Below are 15,310 nucleotides of genomic sequence, written 5' to 3'. Positions count from 1 at the left end.
AGTGGAAAATCGAAAATCCAGGCAGCGAGGAAATCGATCATGAAAGCGAAATTCCTGTTGACGCCGTTGGCATTCGCCCTGGCCAGCGCAATGGCCATCAGTACCGGCTATGCGGCCGAGGCGATCGTATCGGACACCCAGGATCTCACCGGCAACACGGTAACCAACGAAGGCACGGAAAACACCGCCGCCTCCGAAGGCAGCGGCTCCGACGCCGAAGGCAACGTCGGCATCAACGTCGCCGCCGGCAGCGTCAACCAGCAGGCCAACGCCGCCGCGCTGGCCGCCAGCGATGCCGCGACGGTATTCGCCACCAGCGCCAGCACCTCCGTCACCCAGACCCTGGGGGCGAACGAAGCGACCAACAACATCGCCGGCACCAACGACGCCACCCTTTCCAGCTCGCTGGACGGCGCCTCGGGCAACGTCGGCGTGAACGTCGCCGCCGGCACCTACAACCAGCAGAAAAACGACCTGGCAGCCGCCGCCGGCACCGCCCCTGCAGACCTGGACGACCTGGAAGGCCCGACCGTCGCGAACGCCCAGGCCTCGCAGAGCGTGAGCGGACAGATCGTCAACAACGAATCCGTGGATGACGAAGGCGACTTCACCCTCGGCCTGATCGCCCCGGACGCCGTAAACGAAGCGGGCGAGCTCGGCACCGTACATGTGGTCAACAACGCCACGGCGAGTGGCTCGATGACCGGCGTGACCGGCAACGTCGGCGTGAACATCGCCGCCGGCACCGGCAACCAGCAGACCAACTCGCTGGCGATCGCTTCCACCGCCGCCGCGGTCGCAACCGCACCGTAGCCCTGGCGGGTTCCGGGGCTCCGGCGATCCCGGGGCCCCGACATTTTCCCCGAGGGGCCCCACCATGCGTGCGTTGGCGCTCTTGTTCCTTTTCGTCCTGGGTTTCGGCGCCCAGGCCGCGCAGATTCCGGTCGCCGCCCTGGCCGGCGGCGGCCTGGCCTACAAGACCGTGGAAAGCGTGCGGGAACGCAAGTTCCGCGACCTGGTGCAGCAGCAGACCGACTTCAGCTGCGGCGCCGCGGCGCTCGCCACCATCCTGCGCCAGGCCTACCGGCTGGACGTCAGCGAGCGCATGGTGATCGAGGGCATGCTGCACCACGCCGACCCGGACACCGTGCGCAACCTGGGCTTTTCCATGCTCGACATGAAGCGCTACGTCGAATCCATCGGCCTGCGCGCACGGGGCTACCGGGTGTCGGACGAGCAGTTCCGCCGGGTACAGATGCCGGTGATCGTCCTGCTCGACGTGCGCGGCTACAAGCATTTCGTGGTCATGCAGCGGACCCGCGGCGACTGGGTGTACATCGGCGACCCGGTGCTGGGCCACAAGCGCTACGGCTTCGAGGATTTCAGGAAAGGCTGGAACGGCGTGATCCTCGCCGTGGTCGGGCCGGGCTACGACCGCGCCAATGCGCTGCTCTCCCCGCCCGACCCGCTGACCGCGCGCGACCGGCTGGATGCGTTCCGGCCTCTCAGGGACGCCGAGCTCATGGAGTTCGGTTTCATCCAGAGCGACTTCTTCTGATGGGAGCGGGACGCTCCGGGAGGATGCCATGAGGATCCGTCATTGGCTGATCGCCTGTTGCGTGACCGCGGCCTTCCCCGCACACGCCGAATCGCGACCGCCGATCGAACTTACCGACGCGCAACTGGACCAGCTGCGCGGTCGCTTCGTGATGCCCGGGCGCGTCGTCAGCTTCGGCGTGGTCATGAGCAGCAGCTGGCAGGCCGCCAACGGGCAGGTCCTCGGCGGCCAGGTGAGCATGCAGATGCAGCGGGGCATGCCCGCGCCGGTATTCAACGTCACCCTGTTCGACAACGGCCGGCGCGGCGCCCTGCCCGCCGGCAGCGGCCAGGTGCTCGGCGGCGCCGGCCTCGGCCAGGTCCAGGGCATCTCGCAGAGCACCCGCTCGGCGGGCGACTTCAACACCAGCCACAACGGCATGAACATCGCAGTCTCGCAGGGTTCGCTGCCGGCCGGCGTGCCGCGGGGCAGCCCGGTCCTGGAGGCCACGCGGCGCGACAGCAGCCTCGGCCAGGTCAGCGTTGCCCAGGCCAGCGGCGGCCTGCGGATGTCGATCCAGGCCACCGGCCAGGGCAGCAGCATGCAGCAGCTCGGCGGCGGCAGCCTCATCCAGCGCACCGACATCATCGGCTCGCGCAATGCCGTGGAAAACCTGACCCAGTTGAATGTGGTGCTGGGCAACGGCCCCTCGGCGAACGACCTGAATGCGGCGATGGCGCAGCTCACCCGCCCGGGCGGATTCTGACCGCCGCGGGCGCGGCTCAGACGAGCTGGTGCTTGTGCAGCAGCCGGTAGAAGGTCGGTCGGGAAATGCCGAGCATCCGCGCCGCGCGGGAGTGGTTGTCGGCGTAGCGGGTCAGCGCGTCGCACAGCGCCTGGCGTTCGGCGCGCAGCTTGTAGTCTTCCAGGGTCAGGCACAGCGCGGCGTCGTTCTCGATCTGGTCGAGGCCGAGGTCCGCCACCTCGATTTCCCGCCCCTCCGCCAGCACCAGCGCGCTGCGGATGCGATTGGACAGTTCGCGCACGTTGCCCGGCCAGCTGTGCTCGGCCATCGCATTCAGCGCTTCCCTGCTGAAGCGCCGCGGCCGGCGGCCGATCTCGATGCCGTAGAACTGGGCGAAATGGTTGGCGAGGAACGGCAGGTCGGAAATGCGCTCGCGCAGCGGCGCGGTGCGCACCTTGAGCACGTTCAGGCGGTAGTAGAGGTCCTCGCGGAAGCGTCCGTTGCGGATGGCTTCCTCCAGATCGATATGGGTGGCGGCCACCACCCGCACGTTGACGCCGATCGACTCGCAGCTGCCGACCCGCTCGATGCACGATTCCTGCAGGAAGCGCAGCAGGTTGGCCTGCAGCTCCAGCGGCAGGTCGCCGATCTCGTCGAGGAACAGCGTGCCGCCGTCGGCGGCCTCGATGCGGCCGATCTTGCGCTGGTGCGCGCCGGTGAAGGCGCCCTTCTCGTGGCCGAACAGCTCGGACTGGATCAGTTGCTCGGGAATCGCACCGCAGTTGATCGCGACGAACGGCTGCCCGGCGCGTGGCGACAGCCGGTGCAGGGTCTGCGCCACCAGCTCCTTGCCGGTGCCGCTCTCGCCGCGGATCAGCACCGGCGCGTCGTTGGGCGCCAGCTTGCGCAGCAGGGCGCGCAGATCACGGATGTTCTGGCTGTCGCCGAGCAGTTCGTCCCTCTCCCCGATGTCGGACGGGCTCGCATGCTGGCACAGGCTGGCCTTGCCGTAGGCGCGGCCCAGGGTCATCTGCACCAGCACGTCGTCGAACGGCAGGGTATGGAAATCGAAGAACCATTCACGGACGAAATCCACCAGGCCCCGGACATTCAGCGAACCAGGGGCCAGCACGGCGACCCATTCGGTCCCGCTGCGGTGGATCAGCTGCTTGATGGTCTCCACCCGCTGCAGGTGCGAGGGCGTCAGGCGCAACAGGCCGACATCGCAGCAGGGCACATCGGGCTCGCCCAGCATCCGCCGTTCGATACTCCACCCGGCGGCGGCAAGGCCCGGAATCAGCTGCTCGCAATCGGCGCAGGGGTCCACCATCAGCAGGCGCCGAGGAAGCTCCCTGTCGGCCAGAATTTGCTGTTCCCGCACCACTTGTTCTTCTACCCCACCGGCTTGGCGGTGCGCTTCGACGAGACAGTGGCATAGGGTATCCGTTGTGCTTGATTCTCATTAGAAGCTTTCCTCATAACCTTGAAAGCAACCGGCTTGAGAGGAACAGGCCGTTGGGGGGGATGTGGCCGAGCGGCCTTCGGAAGTCGCCAACTGTCTGTTTTCATTGCAAAACGCTGCGGGCTCCGGACAGGCGGCTTTCCTCGCCCCCGGGCCAGCGGCCACATGCGCCGCTGCTAGGCTTTCAGATACCGCATGAGGTATCCGCCATGGCCGCCACGCTTGCCGAAATCGATGCCGCCCTGCCACCGCTGGCGCGGAAGATCCGCGTCCTGGACGCCCTCGCCTGGCCGGACGGCGTGGAGGGGCGCTTCCTCGCCGACTGGCGCGCCGGCAGGCCGTCCCTGCCCGAGGTGACGCTGTCGCCGCGCGACCATCGCAGCGAGATCGAGGCCCTGGAAACGCTCGCCGACGCCTGCGACAGCGGCCACCCCGCCGGCCAGTTCCTCGCCGCCACCGCGCGCAGCTACGCCAGCGCCGGACGGATGCTCGGCGCCATAGGCACGCCGGCCTTCTCCGAGCATTCCGCGCGGCTCTACCGGCGGCCGGACTTCGTCTACACCCGCCAGCAGCTCAGCGCGATGGACGTGGCGAGCTTCCTGCTGGAGACTACCGACGCGCTGCTCGACGGCAAGACCATCCCGCCCACCGTCTGCGACATTCCCGCCGCCGAACTGGCCGCGTGGATGCAGCCGGAGCTGGACCGTTTCTTCGGCCCGGACAAGGTGCGGGTGGTGCTCGACCCCGAACTCGCCTCCAAGGCCATCGCCGGCGCCACGCGCATCCGCCTGCGCGCCGGTGCGCTGTTCTCCGAGCTGGACAAGGCGCAGCTGCTGCAGCACGAGGCCTTCGTCCACGCCGCCACCATGCAGAACGGCCAGTCCCAGCCCAACCTGCGCTGCCTCGGCCTGGGCGCGCCGCGCACCACCGAGACCCAGGAAGGCATCGCCATGCTCGCCGAGCTGCTCACCGGCAGCATCGACATCCAGCGCCTGCGGCGCATCACCCTGCGCGTGCTCGCCGTGCAGCAGGCGCTGGAAGGCGCGGATTTCATCGAGGTGTTCCGCGGCTTCCTGGAAGCCGGGCAGTCCGAGGAGGAATCCTTCCGCTCCGCCCAGCGCGTGTTCCGTGGCGGCGACGTGCGCGGCGGCGTGGCCTTCACCAAGGACGCCTGCTACCTGTCCGGACTGGTCAGCGTGCATACGCTGCTGCGCGTGGCCATCCGCGACGACCGCGCCGAGCTGGTGGACAACCTCTTCGCCGGCCGCCTGACCACCGCCGACGTGATCCGCCTCGACCCGCTGTTCGAATCCGGCTGGCTGCAGACGCCGCGCTACGTACCGCCCTGGGCCCAGGACATGCGCCGGCTGGCCGCCGCGTTCGCCTTCTCGGCGTTCATCGGCCGGATCAAGCTGGACCTGGTGACGCTGGACCGCTATGTGCGGCTGGAGGATATGGATGGCGGTTGAGGTCCGGAACGGTTCCCGCGCTCCCGCGTGGGAACGATAAGGGTGGGTGACGTTGCAGGAGCGAGCTTGCTCGCGAACCGGCCCCGCGGTGGAGTTTGTTCGCTCCTACGAAAAACACCGCGGCCCTGATTATCTGTAGGAGCGGGCCATGCCCGCGACCGCAGGCGATTCCACGGGCATGGCTCCCACACCCTCAAGCCCCCTGCCCCAGGTTCTGCATCAACCCGCCGTCCACCACTATGGTCGAGCCGTGTATGTAGGCGGCCTTCTTCGATGCGAGGAACACCGCCACCTCGGCGATTTCCTCCGGTTCCGCCGCGCGCCTGAGCGGGATCGCCTGTTCCTGCCGCTGGCGCTGCGCCGGGTCGTCCAGGGCCTGCTGGTTCATCGGCGTGAGGACCATGCCGGGAGCCAGGTTGTTCACGTTGATGCCGCTCTGCGCCAGCTCCAGCGCCAGGGTGCGGGTCAGGTTGCGCAGGCCGCCCTTGGCGGCGTCGTAGGCGGCCGCGCCGGCGCGGGGGATTTCCTCGTGGACGCTGGTGACATTGATGATGCCGCCATGCCGGCCGCTGCCTTCCAGGCCGCGGATGAATTCGCGGCAGCAGTAGAACGGACCGAACAGGTTGATGCGCAGATGGTCTTCCCAGTCCTGCGGATCGGTGTCGTGCACCGGCACGTCGCTGGCGCCGGTCGCCGCGGCGTTGACCAGCAGGGTCGGCGTGCCCAGTTGCCGGCGGATTTCCTCGAACACCTCCGCCACCGCCTGCGGATGGCGCTGGTCGAGCTGCAGCAGCGCCGAACGCCGCCCCTGCGCCTCGATCTGGCTGCAGGTGTGCAGCGCGCCCTCGCGGTCGTGCAGATAGGTCACCGCGACATCCGCCCCCTCGCGGGCGAAGGCGATGGCGACGGCCTGGCCGATGCCGGAATCGGAGCCGGTGACCAGTGCGATCTCGTTGAGCAGTTGATGGCTGTACATATCTCCCCTCCCTCGTGACGACGCCGTTCCCGGGCGAAATTCCCTGTCTGGGGTTGGACCCCGACCGTCACGAAGCGTTGTATCGGATTTGCCCCGCGGCCGCTCTGCCGCGCCATTTCGGCTGAACCCGCCGGCGCCGGGGCAACTCGAAAGCAGGAGAACGGCCGCGACGGAGGCGTCATGAGCATCGCACCGCGTACCGGGCAGGCACCCGGCAAGCTGGACCGGCAGACCTTCGGCGAGCGCTTCCGCCAGCGCTTCCACGATCCCGCCTTCCGCGCCGAGGACGCCGCCATCGCCCGCCTCGAGGAAATCGCCTGGGATGCCTATCGCCATGGCCGCAAGGCGCCCGTTACGCGCAAGGCCGGCCCCGGCTACGCCGATCCGGACTACGAGCTGTCGGTGGAATGGCTGGCGGCGCACGACGCCATCCGCCAGGCCGAAGGGCGCTTCCGCGATCCCGCCGGGCCGTCGCGGGTGCTGCTGGTGGCCGGCTCCTCGCGCAACGATGGCAGCTGTCCGGGGGAAATCTCCAAGACCTGGCGCATGGCCAGCCTCGCCGCCTGGGAACTGCGCGGCGCCGGCTTCGAGGCGGACCTGCTGGACCTCAGCCGGCTGACCTCGGAATACGGCCAGCGCATCTTTCCCTGCAAGGGCTGCGTCTCCACCGCCATGCCGCTCTGCCACTGGCCGTGCAGCTGCTACCCGAACCACGCGCTGGACCAGGTCGGCGACCTGATGAACGAGATCTACCCGCGCTGGGTCGCCGCCCACGGCGTCATCCTGCTAACGCCGGTGTACTGGTACCAGGCGCCGAGCCCGCTGAAGCTGATGATCGACCGCCTGGTCTGCGCCGACGGCGGCAATTCCGACCCGACCTCCACCTCCGGCAAGGACGCGCTCAAGGCCAAGCGCATCGAACTGGACGGCTGGCCCTATCCCAAGCATCTCGCCGGGCGCGCCTACGGGCTGGTGGTGCATGGCGACGTCGCCGGCATCGAGGCCAGCCTGCACGCGCTTTCCGACTGGCTGGACTGGATGGGCCTGGTCGACGCCGGCAAGAGCGCGCGCCTGGAGCGCTACATCGGCTACTACGAGCCCTACGCCACCAGCCACGACGCATACGACGCCGACCGGGCGCTGCAGGAGGAGGTGCGCAACGTCGCCCGCGCCGTGGTCCGCGCGGTGCAGGACCTGCGCGCCGGGCGGCTGTCCCGGCCGGATGCTGAGCTGGACGACCCACGGCCGAAATAGCCTGCCGGGTTTCCCTGTCTATACTCCCCAGTGCCCGTGGCAACGGGATTGGGGGAAGGGTATCCGGCGCGGTCGAGTGACCGCGGCCCGGGCGATGGTCGCGGCCAGATCGACGGGATCGAGAAAATGGCGATCGCAATAGTCCTCCTACTGATCATCGTTGCGTCCGTTCTCTTCCACTTCCTCGCTCCCTGGCACCCGACGCAAGCCGCCTCCAACTGGGGCTCGATCGACGCCACGCTGATCCTCACCCTGGTCATCACCGGGATCTTCTTCGTCGTCATCACCGCCTTCGTGGTCATCGCGGTGATCCGCTATCGCCACCGCCCGGGCCAGCGCGCGGACTACCAGCCGGAGAACAGGAAGCTGGAGTGGTGGCTGATCGTCATCACCTCGCTGGGCATCGTCGGCATGCTCGCCCCCGGCCTGTTCGTCTACAACGACTTCGTGCGCGTGCCGCAGGACGCCTACCAGCTGGAAGTGGTGGCCCAGCAGTGGCAGTGGTCGTACCGCTTCCCCGGCCAGGACGGCCAGCTCGGCCGCGCCGACACCCGCTGGGTGGACGGAGCCAACCCGCTCGGCGTCGACCGCAACGACCCGGCCGGGCAGGACGACGTGATCATCAAGGGCAGCGAGGTGCGCCTGCCGCTCGGCCGCCCGGTGAAGGTGCTGCAGCGCTCCAAGGACGTGCTGCACAACTTCTACATCCCCCAGGTGCGCGGGAAGATGGACATGGTCCCGGGCATGGTCTCGCACTTCTGGTTCACCCCGACCCGGGCCGGCAAATACGAGGTGCTCTGCGCGGAGTTCTGCGGCGTCGGCCACTTCAACATGCGCGGCACGGTGATAGTCGAACCGCCCGAGCAGTTCGACCAGTGGCTGGCCACGCAGCAGACCTTCGCCCAGAGCCTGGTGGCGACCAGCCCCGCCGGCAAGGACGACCAGGTCGAACAGGGCCGCAAGCTCGCCGAGAGCCAGGGCTGCCACGCGTGCCACAGCCAGGACGGCAGCAAGAGCATCGGCCCGGGGTGGAAGGATCTCTACGGCAGCATGGCGGAGCTGGCCGACGGCAGTTCGGTGAAGGTGGACGACGCCTATATCCGCGAATCCATCCTCGATCCCAGGGCCAAGCTGGTGCGCGGCTACCCGCCGGTGATGGTGGCCTATACTTTCACCGATGTCGAAGTGGGCGCCCTGACCGCCTACATCCGATCGCTCAGCGCCGCAGGGCAGGAGACGAAGAGCGCGGCCGGCCCGGAACAGGGCCAGCAGCTCGCCGCCTCGCTCGGCTGTCTTGCCTGCCACAGCCTGGATGGCAGCAAGGGCATCGGCCCCACCTGGAAGGGACTCTACGGCAGCACGGTGACCCTCGCCGACGGCAGCCAGGTCAAGGCCGACGACGACTATCTCAGGGAATCCGTCCTCAACCCTGGCGCGCGCATGGTCAAGGGGTATCCGCCGGTCATGCCGACCTTCACCCCCAGCGACCAGGACATGGCGACATTGATCGCGTTCATCCGTTCCATGGCGGAATAGGCCGTGTCCGGCCACGCCGGGCCGGCCATTCCGGGAGGTTGATCCGATGGCCTACGCGGACCACGCGCAGACTGAAGAACTGCACGAACCGAAGAGCTTCGTCACGCGCTACATCTGGAGCCAGGACCACAAGGTCATCGCCATCCAGTATTCGCTGACGGCGATCGCCGTCGGCCTGGTGGCGCTGGTGCTGTCCGGGCTGATGCGCATGCAGCTGGGCTTCCCCGGCAGCCTGGAGTTCATGGACGCGACCACCTATTACCAGGCGATGACCATGCACGGCATGATCATGGTGATCTACCTGCTCACCGCGCTCTTCCTCGGCGGCTTCGGCAACTACCTGATCCCGCTGATGGTCGGCGCGCGGGACATGGTGTTCCCCTACGTCAACATGCTCAGCTACTGGTTCTACCTGCTCTCGGTGCTGGTGCTGCTCGCCAGCTTCTTCGTCCCCGGCGGGCCCACCGGCGCCGGCTGGACGCTCTACCCGCCGCAGGCGATCACCCAGGGCACGCCGGGCGCCGAGTGGGGCATCGTGCTGATGCTGGTGTCGCTGGCGATCTTCATCGTCGCCGCCACCATGGGCGGCCTCAACTACGTGACCACGGTGCTGCAGGCGCGCACCTACGGCATGACCCTGTTCCGCATGCCGCTGTCGGTATGGGGCATCTTCATGGCCTCGATCCTCGCCCTGCTGGCGTTCCCGGCGCTGTTCGTCAGCGCCATCATGCTGCTGTTCGACCGCCTGCTCGGCACCAGCTTCTTCATACCGGCGGTGATCTCCATGGGCCAGCCGCTGGACCACGAGGGTGGCAGCCCGATCCTCTTCCAGCACCTGTTCTGGTTCTTCGGCCATCCCGAGGTGTACATCGTCGCCCTGCCCGCCTTCGGCCTGGTCTCGGACCTGATCAGCACCCACGCGCGGAAGAACATCTTCGGCTACCGCATGATGGTCTGGGCCATCATCGCCATCGGCGTGCTCAGCTTCGTGGTCTGGGCGCACCACATGTACGTCAGCGGGATGAACCCCTACTTCGGCTTCTTCTTCGCCACCACCACGCTGATCATCGCCGTGCCCACCGCGCTGAAGGTCTACAACTGGGTGCTGACCCTGTGGCGCGGCGACATCCACCTCACCGTGCCGATGCTGTTCGCCCTGGCCTTCATCGTCACCTTCCTGGTCGGCGGGCTGACCGGGCTGTTCCTCGGCAACGTGATCGTCGACATCCCGCTGTCGGACACCTACTTCGTCGTCGCCCACTTCCACATGGTGATGGGCGTGGCGCCGATCCTGGTGGTGTTCGGCGCGATCTACCACTGGTACCCGAAGATCACCGGCCGGATGATGAACGAGACCCTCGGCAAGCTGCACTTCTGGATCACCTTCCTCGGCACCTACGCCATCTACTTCCCCATGCACTACCTGGGGCTGCTGGGCATGCCGCGGCGCTACTACGAGTACCCCGGCTACGAATTCATCCCGCAGTCGGCCCACGAGCTGAACGCCTTCATCACCATCGCCGCGCTGATCGTCGGCGTGTCGCAGCTGCTGTTCCTGTTCAACCTGTTCTGGAGCCTGTCCCACGGCAAGCCGGCCGGCGGCAACCCGTGGCACGCCACCAGCCTGGAATGGCAGACCCCGGACACCCCTCCGGTGCACGGCAACTGGCGCGCGCAGCTGCCGGTGGTGCATCGCTGGGCCTATGACTACAGCGTGCCGGGCGTGGACCAGGACTACGTGCCGCAGATCGTCTCCCGCGAGGAACTGGAGCGGATGAAGCAGCGCAGCGGCGCCGCCGCGACGGGGGACAGGCCATGAACAACTCCCTACTCAAGCACCTCGACGGCGACGACCCGGGCGGCTGGAGCGAACCGGCCGCACTGGACCGGCGGCGCACCGCCAAGGTAGGCCTGCGGGTGCTGCTGGCGGTGGTCAGCTCGCTGTTCTTCCTGTTCCTGATCGCCTTCATCGCCCGCTCGCAGCTGGGCGACTGGCAGGCGCTGACCGATCCGCTGGCGCCCCTGGCCAGCACCGGCCGGCTGTGGCTGAACACCACCCTGCTGGTGGTCGCCAGCGCCGGCCTGCAATGGGCGCGCTACTCCGCCCGGCGCGACGACCACCGCGCGGCGCTGCTCGGCATGCTCATCGGCGCGGCCTTCGCCATCGCCTTCCTGATCGGCCAGCTGCTGGTCTGGCAGCAGTTCACCGCCTGGGGCTACGGTGTAAGCGGCAACCCGGCCAACTCGTTCTTCTTCCTGCTCACCGGGCTGCACGGCGCGCACCTGCTCGGCGGCCTCGTCGCGCTGGGCTGGACCTTCACCCGCCTGCACGGCCAGGCGCAGCGCGCCTACACCGGCATCGACCTGTGCGCGACCTACTGGCACTACCTGCTGGCCCTGTGGCTGCTGCTGTTCGCCCTGCTGACCAGTACCCCGGCCACCTACCAGGCCATCGCCGCGTTCTGCGGATTGAGGTGAAGCATGGCATCGCCCGCCCACTCCTCCCACGACCCCGACCCGATCGCCACGGAACTGCCCGGCTGGCCCGGCATCACCGGCGACTGGGCGTCGGACAAGGACGCCTTCAAGCGGGTGCCCTGGGGCAAGGCGATGATGTGGATCTTCCTGCTCAGCGACACCTTCGTCTTCACCTGCTTCCTCACCGGCTACATGTCGGTGCGCATCGCCAGCACGGTGCCCTGGCCGAACACCAGCGAAGTCTTCGCGCTGACCATCGCCGGCCACAGCATCCCGCTGATCCTCATCGCCATCATGACCTTCGTGCTGATCAGCAGCAGCGGCACCATGGCCATGGCGGTGAACTACGCCTACCGCCGCGAGCGGGTGAAGAGCGCCACGCTGATGCTGGCCACCGCCGCGTTCGGCGCCACCTTCGTCGGCATGCAGGCGTTCGAGTGGAGCAAGCTGATCGCCGAGGGCGTGCGTCCCTGGGGCAACCCGATGGGTGCGGCGCAGTTCGGCGCCAGTTTCTTCATGATCACCGGCTTCCACGGGCTGCACGTGTCCATCGGGGTGATCTACCTGTGCACCGTGGCGTTCAAGGTCCTGCGCGGCGACTACGAGCACCGCGGCAACTACCAGATCGTCGAGATCGCCGGGCTCTACTGGCACTTCGTCGACCTGGTGTGGGTATTCATCTTCGCCTTCTTCTACCTGTGGTGAGGCCACAGAAGGAGCGCCAGCCATGACCACCACCCATGCGCAAGGCCAGCAACACCCCATCGGCCTGTACCTGAAGATCTGGGGGCTGCTGTTCGTGCTCAGCGCGCTGTCCTACATGGTCGACTACTTCCACCTCCAGGGTTACCTGCGCTGGTTCCTGATCGTGCTGCTGATGCTGCTGAAGGCGGGGCTGATCGTCTCGATCTTCATGCACATGGCCTGGGAACGCCTGGCGCTGGTCTACGCCATCCTGGTTCCGCCGCTGTGCCTGCTGGTGCTGGTGGGGCTGATGGCATCCGAGTCGGATTACGTGCTGGGGACCCGGGCGCTGTTCCTCGGGCCTTGATGGTGGACGTGAAGAGCCACGTCCACCCTACGCCAGCGGGTCACCCGCCAGGCCAGCCGTAGGGTGAAAAACGCGCAGCGTTTTCCACCATCACGACGCCGAACCCGAAAATGCAAAGGCCGCCCCCAAGGAGCGGCCCTTCCCCAACACCCTGCCCTAGATCGTCCGCTTGAACTGATGCCAGCCATGCAGCCAGGCGACTATCCAGTGCGGCGCGGCGGCGCCGGTGCCGGCGTCCTGCAGGCGCGGGTGGCTGGTCACCACGCGGTCGAGGATCGGCTGCTGGTTCGGTTCCACGTCGACGAAGAGGATGTGCTCGCCATCCTTCAGGTTCGACTTCAGCTTGGTGAAATGCGCGTTGGGCACCTGGATGCCGAAGAACCCGCCTTCCCAGATGCAGAAGCCGAGGATGACCACGGCGAGGAACACGAAGGGAATCCAGCCTGCCGCCGATTCCGTCCAGCCCAGCAGCCAGGCTCCCAGGAGGATCAGCGCCGCCAGCGGAACGCCGACGATGGCGCCGATTTCGCCGGAATGCACCACGTCCTGCTTCATGAACGAATTGACGTCATGCAGGTGATGGTCCTCCACGTCGGCATCCATGTCGCTCAACACATGGATCTGTTCGGTATTGATGCCGCTGGCTTCCAGCTCCGTTTCCACGGCTTCCAGCTCGTCCAGGTTGTCGCTTATGTAATAGTGACGGTTCATCTTCGTACCTCCAGCGTCAATCTTGTTCTTGTCCGTTCTTTCTCCTGTGGTCATCAAATATGAAGTGCCATCGCTATATGCATTTGCATTCCATGCGGCGAGTTGCTGAATACTTCCTGAAATAACAAAAAGTATAGCACTCATTATCATTCAGAAGCCGCGAGCGGCGCGGGCTGCAGCGATTGTGACGACAACTTTCCAAAGGCTTCCAAGAGCCGCCAGGTTGGCTAATATTTTCCGCGTAGGCGCAATTAACCATCCGTTCGCAGGAGGTTCGGCCATGAATACCCTGACCATCAAGGGCTGGTGCAAGGCCAGCGACGCGGCGAAGGCGATTCCCATGGGGAACGTGCACTTCCGGATCAATGACGATGCCCATCTGCGCCTGGAACAGGCCGAGGAAGAACTGCAGGAAACCCAGGGCCGGGAAAAGATGCTGGACATCGACATGACCACCATGGAACTGGTCACCCCGGACGAATGCGGACCGCTTTCCGACTGCCAGCTGCGGGTCTACCTGAGCCGTGACGACCAGCGCGGCCACTTCCACCTGGTCGGCCACCGGCAAAGCGACGGCAGCCTGATCTTCACCAACGCGGTGATGATCGACCAACTGGGCTGATCGTCCGCACTGCGGCCCGGCGTGCGCCATGCCGGGCCGCCCTAGCCGGGTCGCTGCTGCTCCAGCCGCGCGGCCACCTCGTCGAATACTTCCCCTTCCAGCGCCGCCTCGCCCTTCTCGTCCAGCCAGCGGCGGAAGGTTTCGTGCTGCGGAAAGCCCTGGCTGATGTAGCTGAGCAGCCGCGCGCCGCGCTCGGTGAGGATGAAGTTCCGGCCGGTGCCGCCGAGTTCCTCCGGCCGCGGCTCGATGAAGCCGCCGTAGAACAGCACGCCCTCCAGGTCGCCACCGACGCGCTTGAAGTGATCGATGCCGCCGGGCACCGGCTCGCCCTCGCGCAGGTGTTCCTCGGCCACCTCCTCGGCGTAGATGCGTGGCTTGTAGGGCTGGTTGGCGGAAGCCTGGGCCTCCAGCAGCAGGCGTTCGATCAGATCCCAGTCGTAGGTCATGACAGTCTCCCGTGGACAGGTCCTGCCAGTTGCGACCGGGCCGCGCCGGCCAGGGTTCGATCTACCTGCCCGGCGGAACCTCCCGGAACATTCCTTGAACTCCCACGCCGGCCCCGTGACGAAGCAGACAACGGCCATTGCTGAAAAACCGGAGGTGCGCCATGTCGATCCGTGGAATGGGAAACGAGCAACGCAACCCGCCGGTCGTCGATCCCGCGATCAACGACCCCGGCAACGAGGACCCCGGTTCGCAGATCGACCGCGAGGACCCGTCCATCGAACCGGAAGACCTGCCGGTCACCGAGGAGAACCCGGGCGAGCCGGACTAGGGAGGCGCCATGTTCACCAATCGCAGAGAAGCGGGAATCGCCCTGGCCAGTCCGCTGCAGCGCCTCGGCCTGCACAACCCGGTGGTGCTGGCCCTGCCGCGCGGCGGCGTGCCGGTCGGCCACGAGGTGGCGCTGGCCCTGGACGCCCCGCTGGACGTGCTGCTGGTGCGCAAGATCGGCGCGCCGGGCTACGAGGAATACGCCGTCGGCGCGGTGGCCGACGGTTCCGATCCGCAATGGATCAAGGACGAGGAAATGCTGCGCCAGTTCGGCGCGCCGGATGGCTGGTTCGAGGCGCAGGTGGAGACCCAGCTCGCCGAGATCGGCCGGCGCCGCCGGATCTACTGCGGCACGCGCGCGCCGGAGCCGCTGGCGGGCCGCGACGTGGTGATCGTCGACGACGGCCTCGCCACCGGCAGCACCGCCCGCGTCGCCCTGCTAGCGCTGGCCGGCGCGGGTGCGCGGCGGCTGATCCTCGCGGTGCCGGTGGCGCCCGCCGAGACCATCGCCCGCCTGCGCCCGCTGGTGGACGAACTGGTCTGCCTGTCCACCCCGGAGCCCTTCATCGCCGTAGGCCGGCACTACGACGATTTCCGCCAGCTGGAAGACCAGGAAATCATCGACCTGCTCGCCGGGCGCCGCTGACCGCCCGGCAATCGGACTGAACCCCGCGTCGCCCCGCCCACTCCAGACC

At 67.3% G+C, this 15,310-nt stretch carries 17 protein-coding genes; 13 read left to right on the top strand and 4 right to left on the bottom strand.

Translation table 11 applies throughout. The features are described from left to right. The first annotated feature begins 39 nt into the window (after positions 1-39). The 3 genes from BLR75_RS06870 to BLR75_RS06860 all read left to right on the top strand — a co-directional run bounded on the left by BLR75_RS06870 (position 40) and on the right by BLR75_RS06860 (position 2,303). Positions 40-813, top strand: coding sequence for a hypothetical protein (locus tag BLR75_RS06870; RefSeq protein ID WP_084314364.1), 774 nt, complete (start codon positions 40-42; stop codon positions 811-813). A 64-nt stretch (positions 814-877) separates the two neighbouring features. Next, complete coding sequence (locus BLR75_RS06865; protein WP_084314363.1) at positions 878-1,558, top strand: C39 family peptidase; 681 nt, start codon at positions 878-880, stop codon at positions 1,556-1,558. Between the two features lie 28 nt (positions 1,559-1,586). Then, positions 1,587-2,303, top strand: coding sequence for a hypothetical protein (locus BLR75_RS06860; RefSeq protein WP_084314362.1), 717 nt, complete (start codon positions 1,587-1,589; stop codon positions 2,301-2,303). Positions 2,304-2,319: 16 nt separating this feature from the next. Here BLR75_RS06860 and BLR75_RS06855 read toward each other — a convergent pair whose 3' ends face one another. Next, a complete protein-coding gene (locus BLR75_RS06855; RefSeq protein ID WP_090416031.1) occupies positions 2,320-3,612 on the bottom strand; it encodes a sigma-54 dependent transcriptional regulator in 1,293 nt (430 codons plus the stop codon). Between the two features lie 341 nt (positions 3,613-3,953). Here BLR75_RS06855 and BLR75_RS06850 point away from each other — a divergent pair, with 341 nt between their 5' ends. Beyond that, entirely contained in the window at positions 3,954-5,213 is a 1,260-nt protein-coding gene (locus tag BLR75_RS06850) for a peptidase MATCAP family protein (protein WP_084314361.1), read from the top strand. A gap of 193 nt (positions 5,214-5,406) precedes the next feature. Here BLR75_RS06850 and BLR75_RS06845 read toward each other — a convergent pair whose 3' ends face one another. Then, positions 5,407-6,189, bottom strand: coding sequence for an SDR family NAD(P)-dependent oxidoreductase (locus BLR75_RS06845; protein WP_084314360.1), 783 nt, complete (start codon positions 6,187-6,189; stop codon positions 5,407-5,409). 180 nt (positions 6,190-6,369) lie between these two features. Here BLR75_RS06845 and BLR75_RS06840 point away from each other — a divergent pair, with 180 nt between their 5' ends. From BLR75_RS06840 to BLR75_RS06815, 6 genes are all read left to right on the top strand, one after another. After that, positions 6,370-7,443 (top strand): flavodoxin family protein, encoded by a 1,074-nt coding sequence (locus BLR75_RS06840; protein WP_084314359.1) that lies wholly within the window; start codon positions 6,370-6,372, stop codon positions 7,441-7,443. A 126-nt stretch (positions 7,444-7,569) separates the two neighbouring features. Beyond that, positions 7,570-8,979 carry a cytochrome c oxidase subunit II gene (locus BLR75_RS06835; protein ID WP_084314358.1) on the top strand — a complete coding sequence of 470 codons (1,410 nt, stop codon included), beginning with the start codon at positions 7,570-7,572 and terminating at the stop codon, positions 8,977-8,979. Between the two features lie 46 nt (positions 8,980-9,025). After that, entirely contained in the window at positions 9,026-10,798 is a 1,773-nt protein-coding gene (ctaD, locus tag BLR75_RS06830) for a cytochrome c oxidase subunit I (protein ID WP_084314357.1), read from the top strand. After that, positions 10,795-11,457 carry a cytochrome c oxidase subunit 3 gene (locus tag BLR75_RS06825; RefSeq protein ID WP_084314356.1) on the top strand — a complete coding sequence of 221 codons (663 nt, stop codon included), beginning with the start codon at positions 10,795-10,797 and terminating at the stop codon, positions 11,455-11,457. The genes ctaD and BLR75_RS06825 overlap by 4 nt, the downstream gene beginning before the upstream one ends. A gap of 3 nt (positions 11,458-11,460) precedes the next feature. Then, complete coding sequence (locus tag BLR75_RS06820; RefSeq protein WP_084314355.1) at positions 11,461-12,162, top strand: heme-copper oxidase subunit III family protein; 702 nt, start codon at positions 11,461-11,463, stop codon at positions 12,160-12,162. 22 nt (positions 12,163-12,184) lie between these two features. Continuing rightward, entirely contained in the window at positions 12,185-12,508 is a 324-nt protein-coding gene (locus BLR75_RS06815; protein ID WP_084314354.1) for a cytochrome C oxidase subunit IV family protein, read from the top strand. Positions 12,509-12,664: 156 nt separating this feature from the next. Here the strand turns inward: BLR75_RS06815 and BLR75_RS06810 are convergent, their stop codons facing one another. Beyond that, entirely contained in the window at positions 12,665-13,219 is a 555-nt protein-coding gene (locus tag BLR75_RS06810; protein WP_084314353.1) for an NAD/FAD-utilizing enzyme apparently involved in cell division, read from the bottom strand. A gap of 280 nt (positions 13,220-13,499) precedes the next feature. Here BLR75_RS06810 and BLR75_RS06805 point away from each other — a divergent pair, with 280 nt between their 5' ends. Next, complete coding sequence (locus BLR75_RS06805; protein WP_084314352.1) at positions 13,500-13,841, top strand: hypothetical protein; 342 nt, start codon at positions 13,500-13,502, stop codon at positions 13,839-13,841. A gap of 41 nt (positions 13,842-13,882) precedes the next feature. On the opposite strand, the gene BLR75_RS06800 is transcribed toward BLR75_RS06805, so the two are convergent. Beyond that, positions 13,883-14,287, bottom strand: coding sequence for a transcriptional regulator (locus BLR75_RS06800; RefSeq protein WP_084314351.1), 405 nt, complete (start codon positions 14,285-14,287; stop codon positions 13,883-13,885). A 161-nt stretch (positions 14,288-14,448) separates the two neighbouring features. Between BLR75_RS06800 and BLR75_RS26670 the strand changes: the two genes are divergently transcribed. Both BLR75_RS26670 and BLR75_RS06795 read left to right on the top strand, forming a co-directional pair. After that, positions 14,449-14,616, top strand: coding sequence for a hypothetical protein (locus BLR75_RS26670; protein ID WP_169720283.1), 168 nt, complete (start codon positions 14,449-14,451; stop codon positions 14,614-14,616). A gap of 9 nt (positions 14,617-14,625) precedes the next feature. After that, a complete protein-coding gene (locus BLR75_RS06795; protein WP_084314350.1) occupies positions 14,626-15,261 on the top strand; it encodes a phosphoribosyltransferase in 636 nt (211 codons plus the stop codon). The last annotated feature ends 49 nt before the right edge of the window (positions 15,262-15,310 follow it).

The sequence above is a fragment of the Pseudomonas jinjuensis genome (assembly GCF_900103845.1).
Taxonomy (GTDB): domain Bacteria; phylum Pseudomonadota; class Gammaproteobacteria; order Pseudomonadales; family Pseudomonadaceae; genus Pseudomonas; species Pseudomonas jinjuensis.
Note: the sequence above shows the minus strand (reverse complement) of the source record. Positions and strands in the feature narration are given on the sequence as shown.

Excerpts from the sequence above, each read along its gene's own strand:
- BLR75_RS06870 (WP_084314364.1), top strand. The coding sequence starts at position 40 with ATGAAAGCGAAATTCCTGTTGACGCCGTTGGCATTCGCCCTGGCCAGC.
- BLR75_RS06865 (WP_084314363.1), top strand. The coding sequence starts at position 878 with ATGCGTGCGTTGGCGCTCTTGTTCCTTTTCGTCCTGGGTTTCGGCGCC.
- BLR75_RS06860 (WP_084314362.1), top strand. The coding sequence starts at position 1,587 with ATGAGGATCCGTCATTGGCTGATCGCCTGTTGCGTGACCGCGGCCTTC.
- BLR75_RS06855 (WP_090416031.1), bottom strand. The coding sequence starts at position 3,612 with ATGGTGGACCCCTGCGCCGATTGCGAGCAGCTGATTCCGGGCCTTGCC.
- BLR75_RS06850 (WP_084314361.1), top strand. The coding sequence starts at position 3,954 with ATGGCCGCCACGCTTGCCGAAATCGATGCCGCCCTGCCACCGCTGGCG.
- BLR75_RS06845 (WP_084314360.1), bottom strand. The coding sequence starts at position 6,189 with ATGTACAGCCATCAACTGCTCAACGAGATCGCACTGGTCACCGGCTCC.
- BLR75_RS06840 (WP_084314359.1), top strand. The coding sequence starts at position 6,370 with ATGAGCATCGCACCGCGTACCGGGCAGGCACCCGGCAAGCTGGACCGG.
- BLR75_RS06835 (WP_084314358.1), top strand. The coding sequence starts at position 7,570 with ATGGCGATCGCAATAGTCCTCCTACTGATCATCGTTGCGTCCGTTCTC.
- ctaD (WP_084314357.1), top strand. The coding sequence starts at position 9,026 with ATGGCCTACGCGGACCACGCGCAGACTGAAGAACTGCACGAACCGAAG.
- BLR75_RS06825 (WP_084314356.1), top strand. The coding sequence starts at position 10,795 with ATGAACAACTCCCTACTCAAGCACCTCGACGGCGACGACCCGGGCGGC.
- BLR75_RS06820 (WP_084314355.1), top strand. The coding sequence starts at position 11,461 with ATGGCATCGCCCGCCCACTCCTCCCACGACCCCGACCCGATCGCCACG.
- BLR75_RS06815 (WP_084314354.1), top strand. The coding sequence starts at position 12,185 with ATGACCACCACCCATGCGCAAGGCCAGCAACACCCCATCGGCCTGTAC.
- BLR75_RS06810 (WP_084314353.1), bottom strand. The coding sequence starts at position 13,219 with ATGAACCGTCACTATTACATAAGCGACAACCTGGACGAGCTGGAAGCC.
- BLR75_RS06805 (WP_084314352.1), top strand. The coding sequence starts at position 13,500 with ATGAATACCCTGACCATCAAGGGCTGGTGCAAGGCCAGCGACGCGGCG.
- BLR75_RS06800 (WP_084314351.1), bottom strand. The coding sequence starts at position 14,287 with ATGACCTACGACTGGGATCTGATCGAACGCCTGCTGCTGGAGGCCCAG.
- BLR75_RS26670 (WP_169720283.1), top strand. The coding sequence starts at position 14,449 with ATGTCGATCCGTGGAATGGGAAACGAGCAACGCAACCCGCCGGTCGTC.
- BLR75_RS06795 (WP_084314350.1), top strand. The coding sequence starts at position 14,626 with ATGTTCACCAATCGCAGAGAAGCGGGAATCGCCCTGGCCAGTCCGCTG.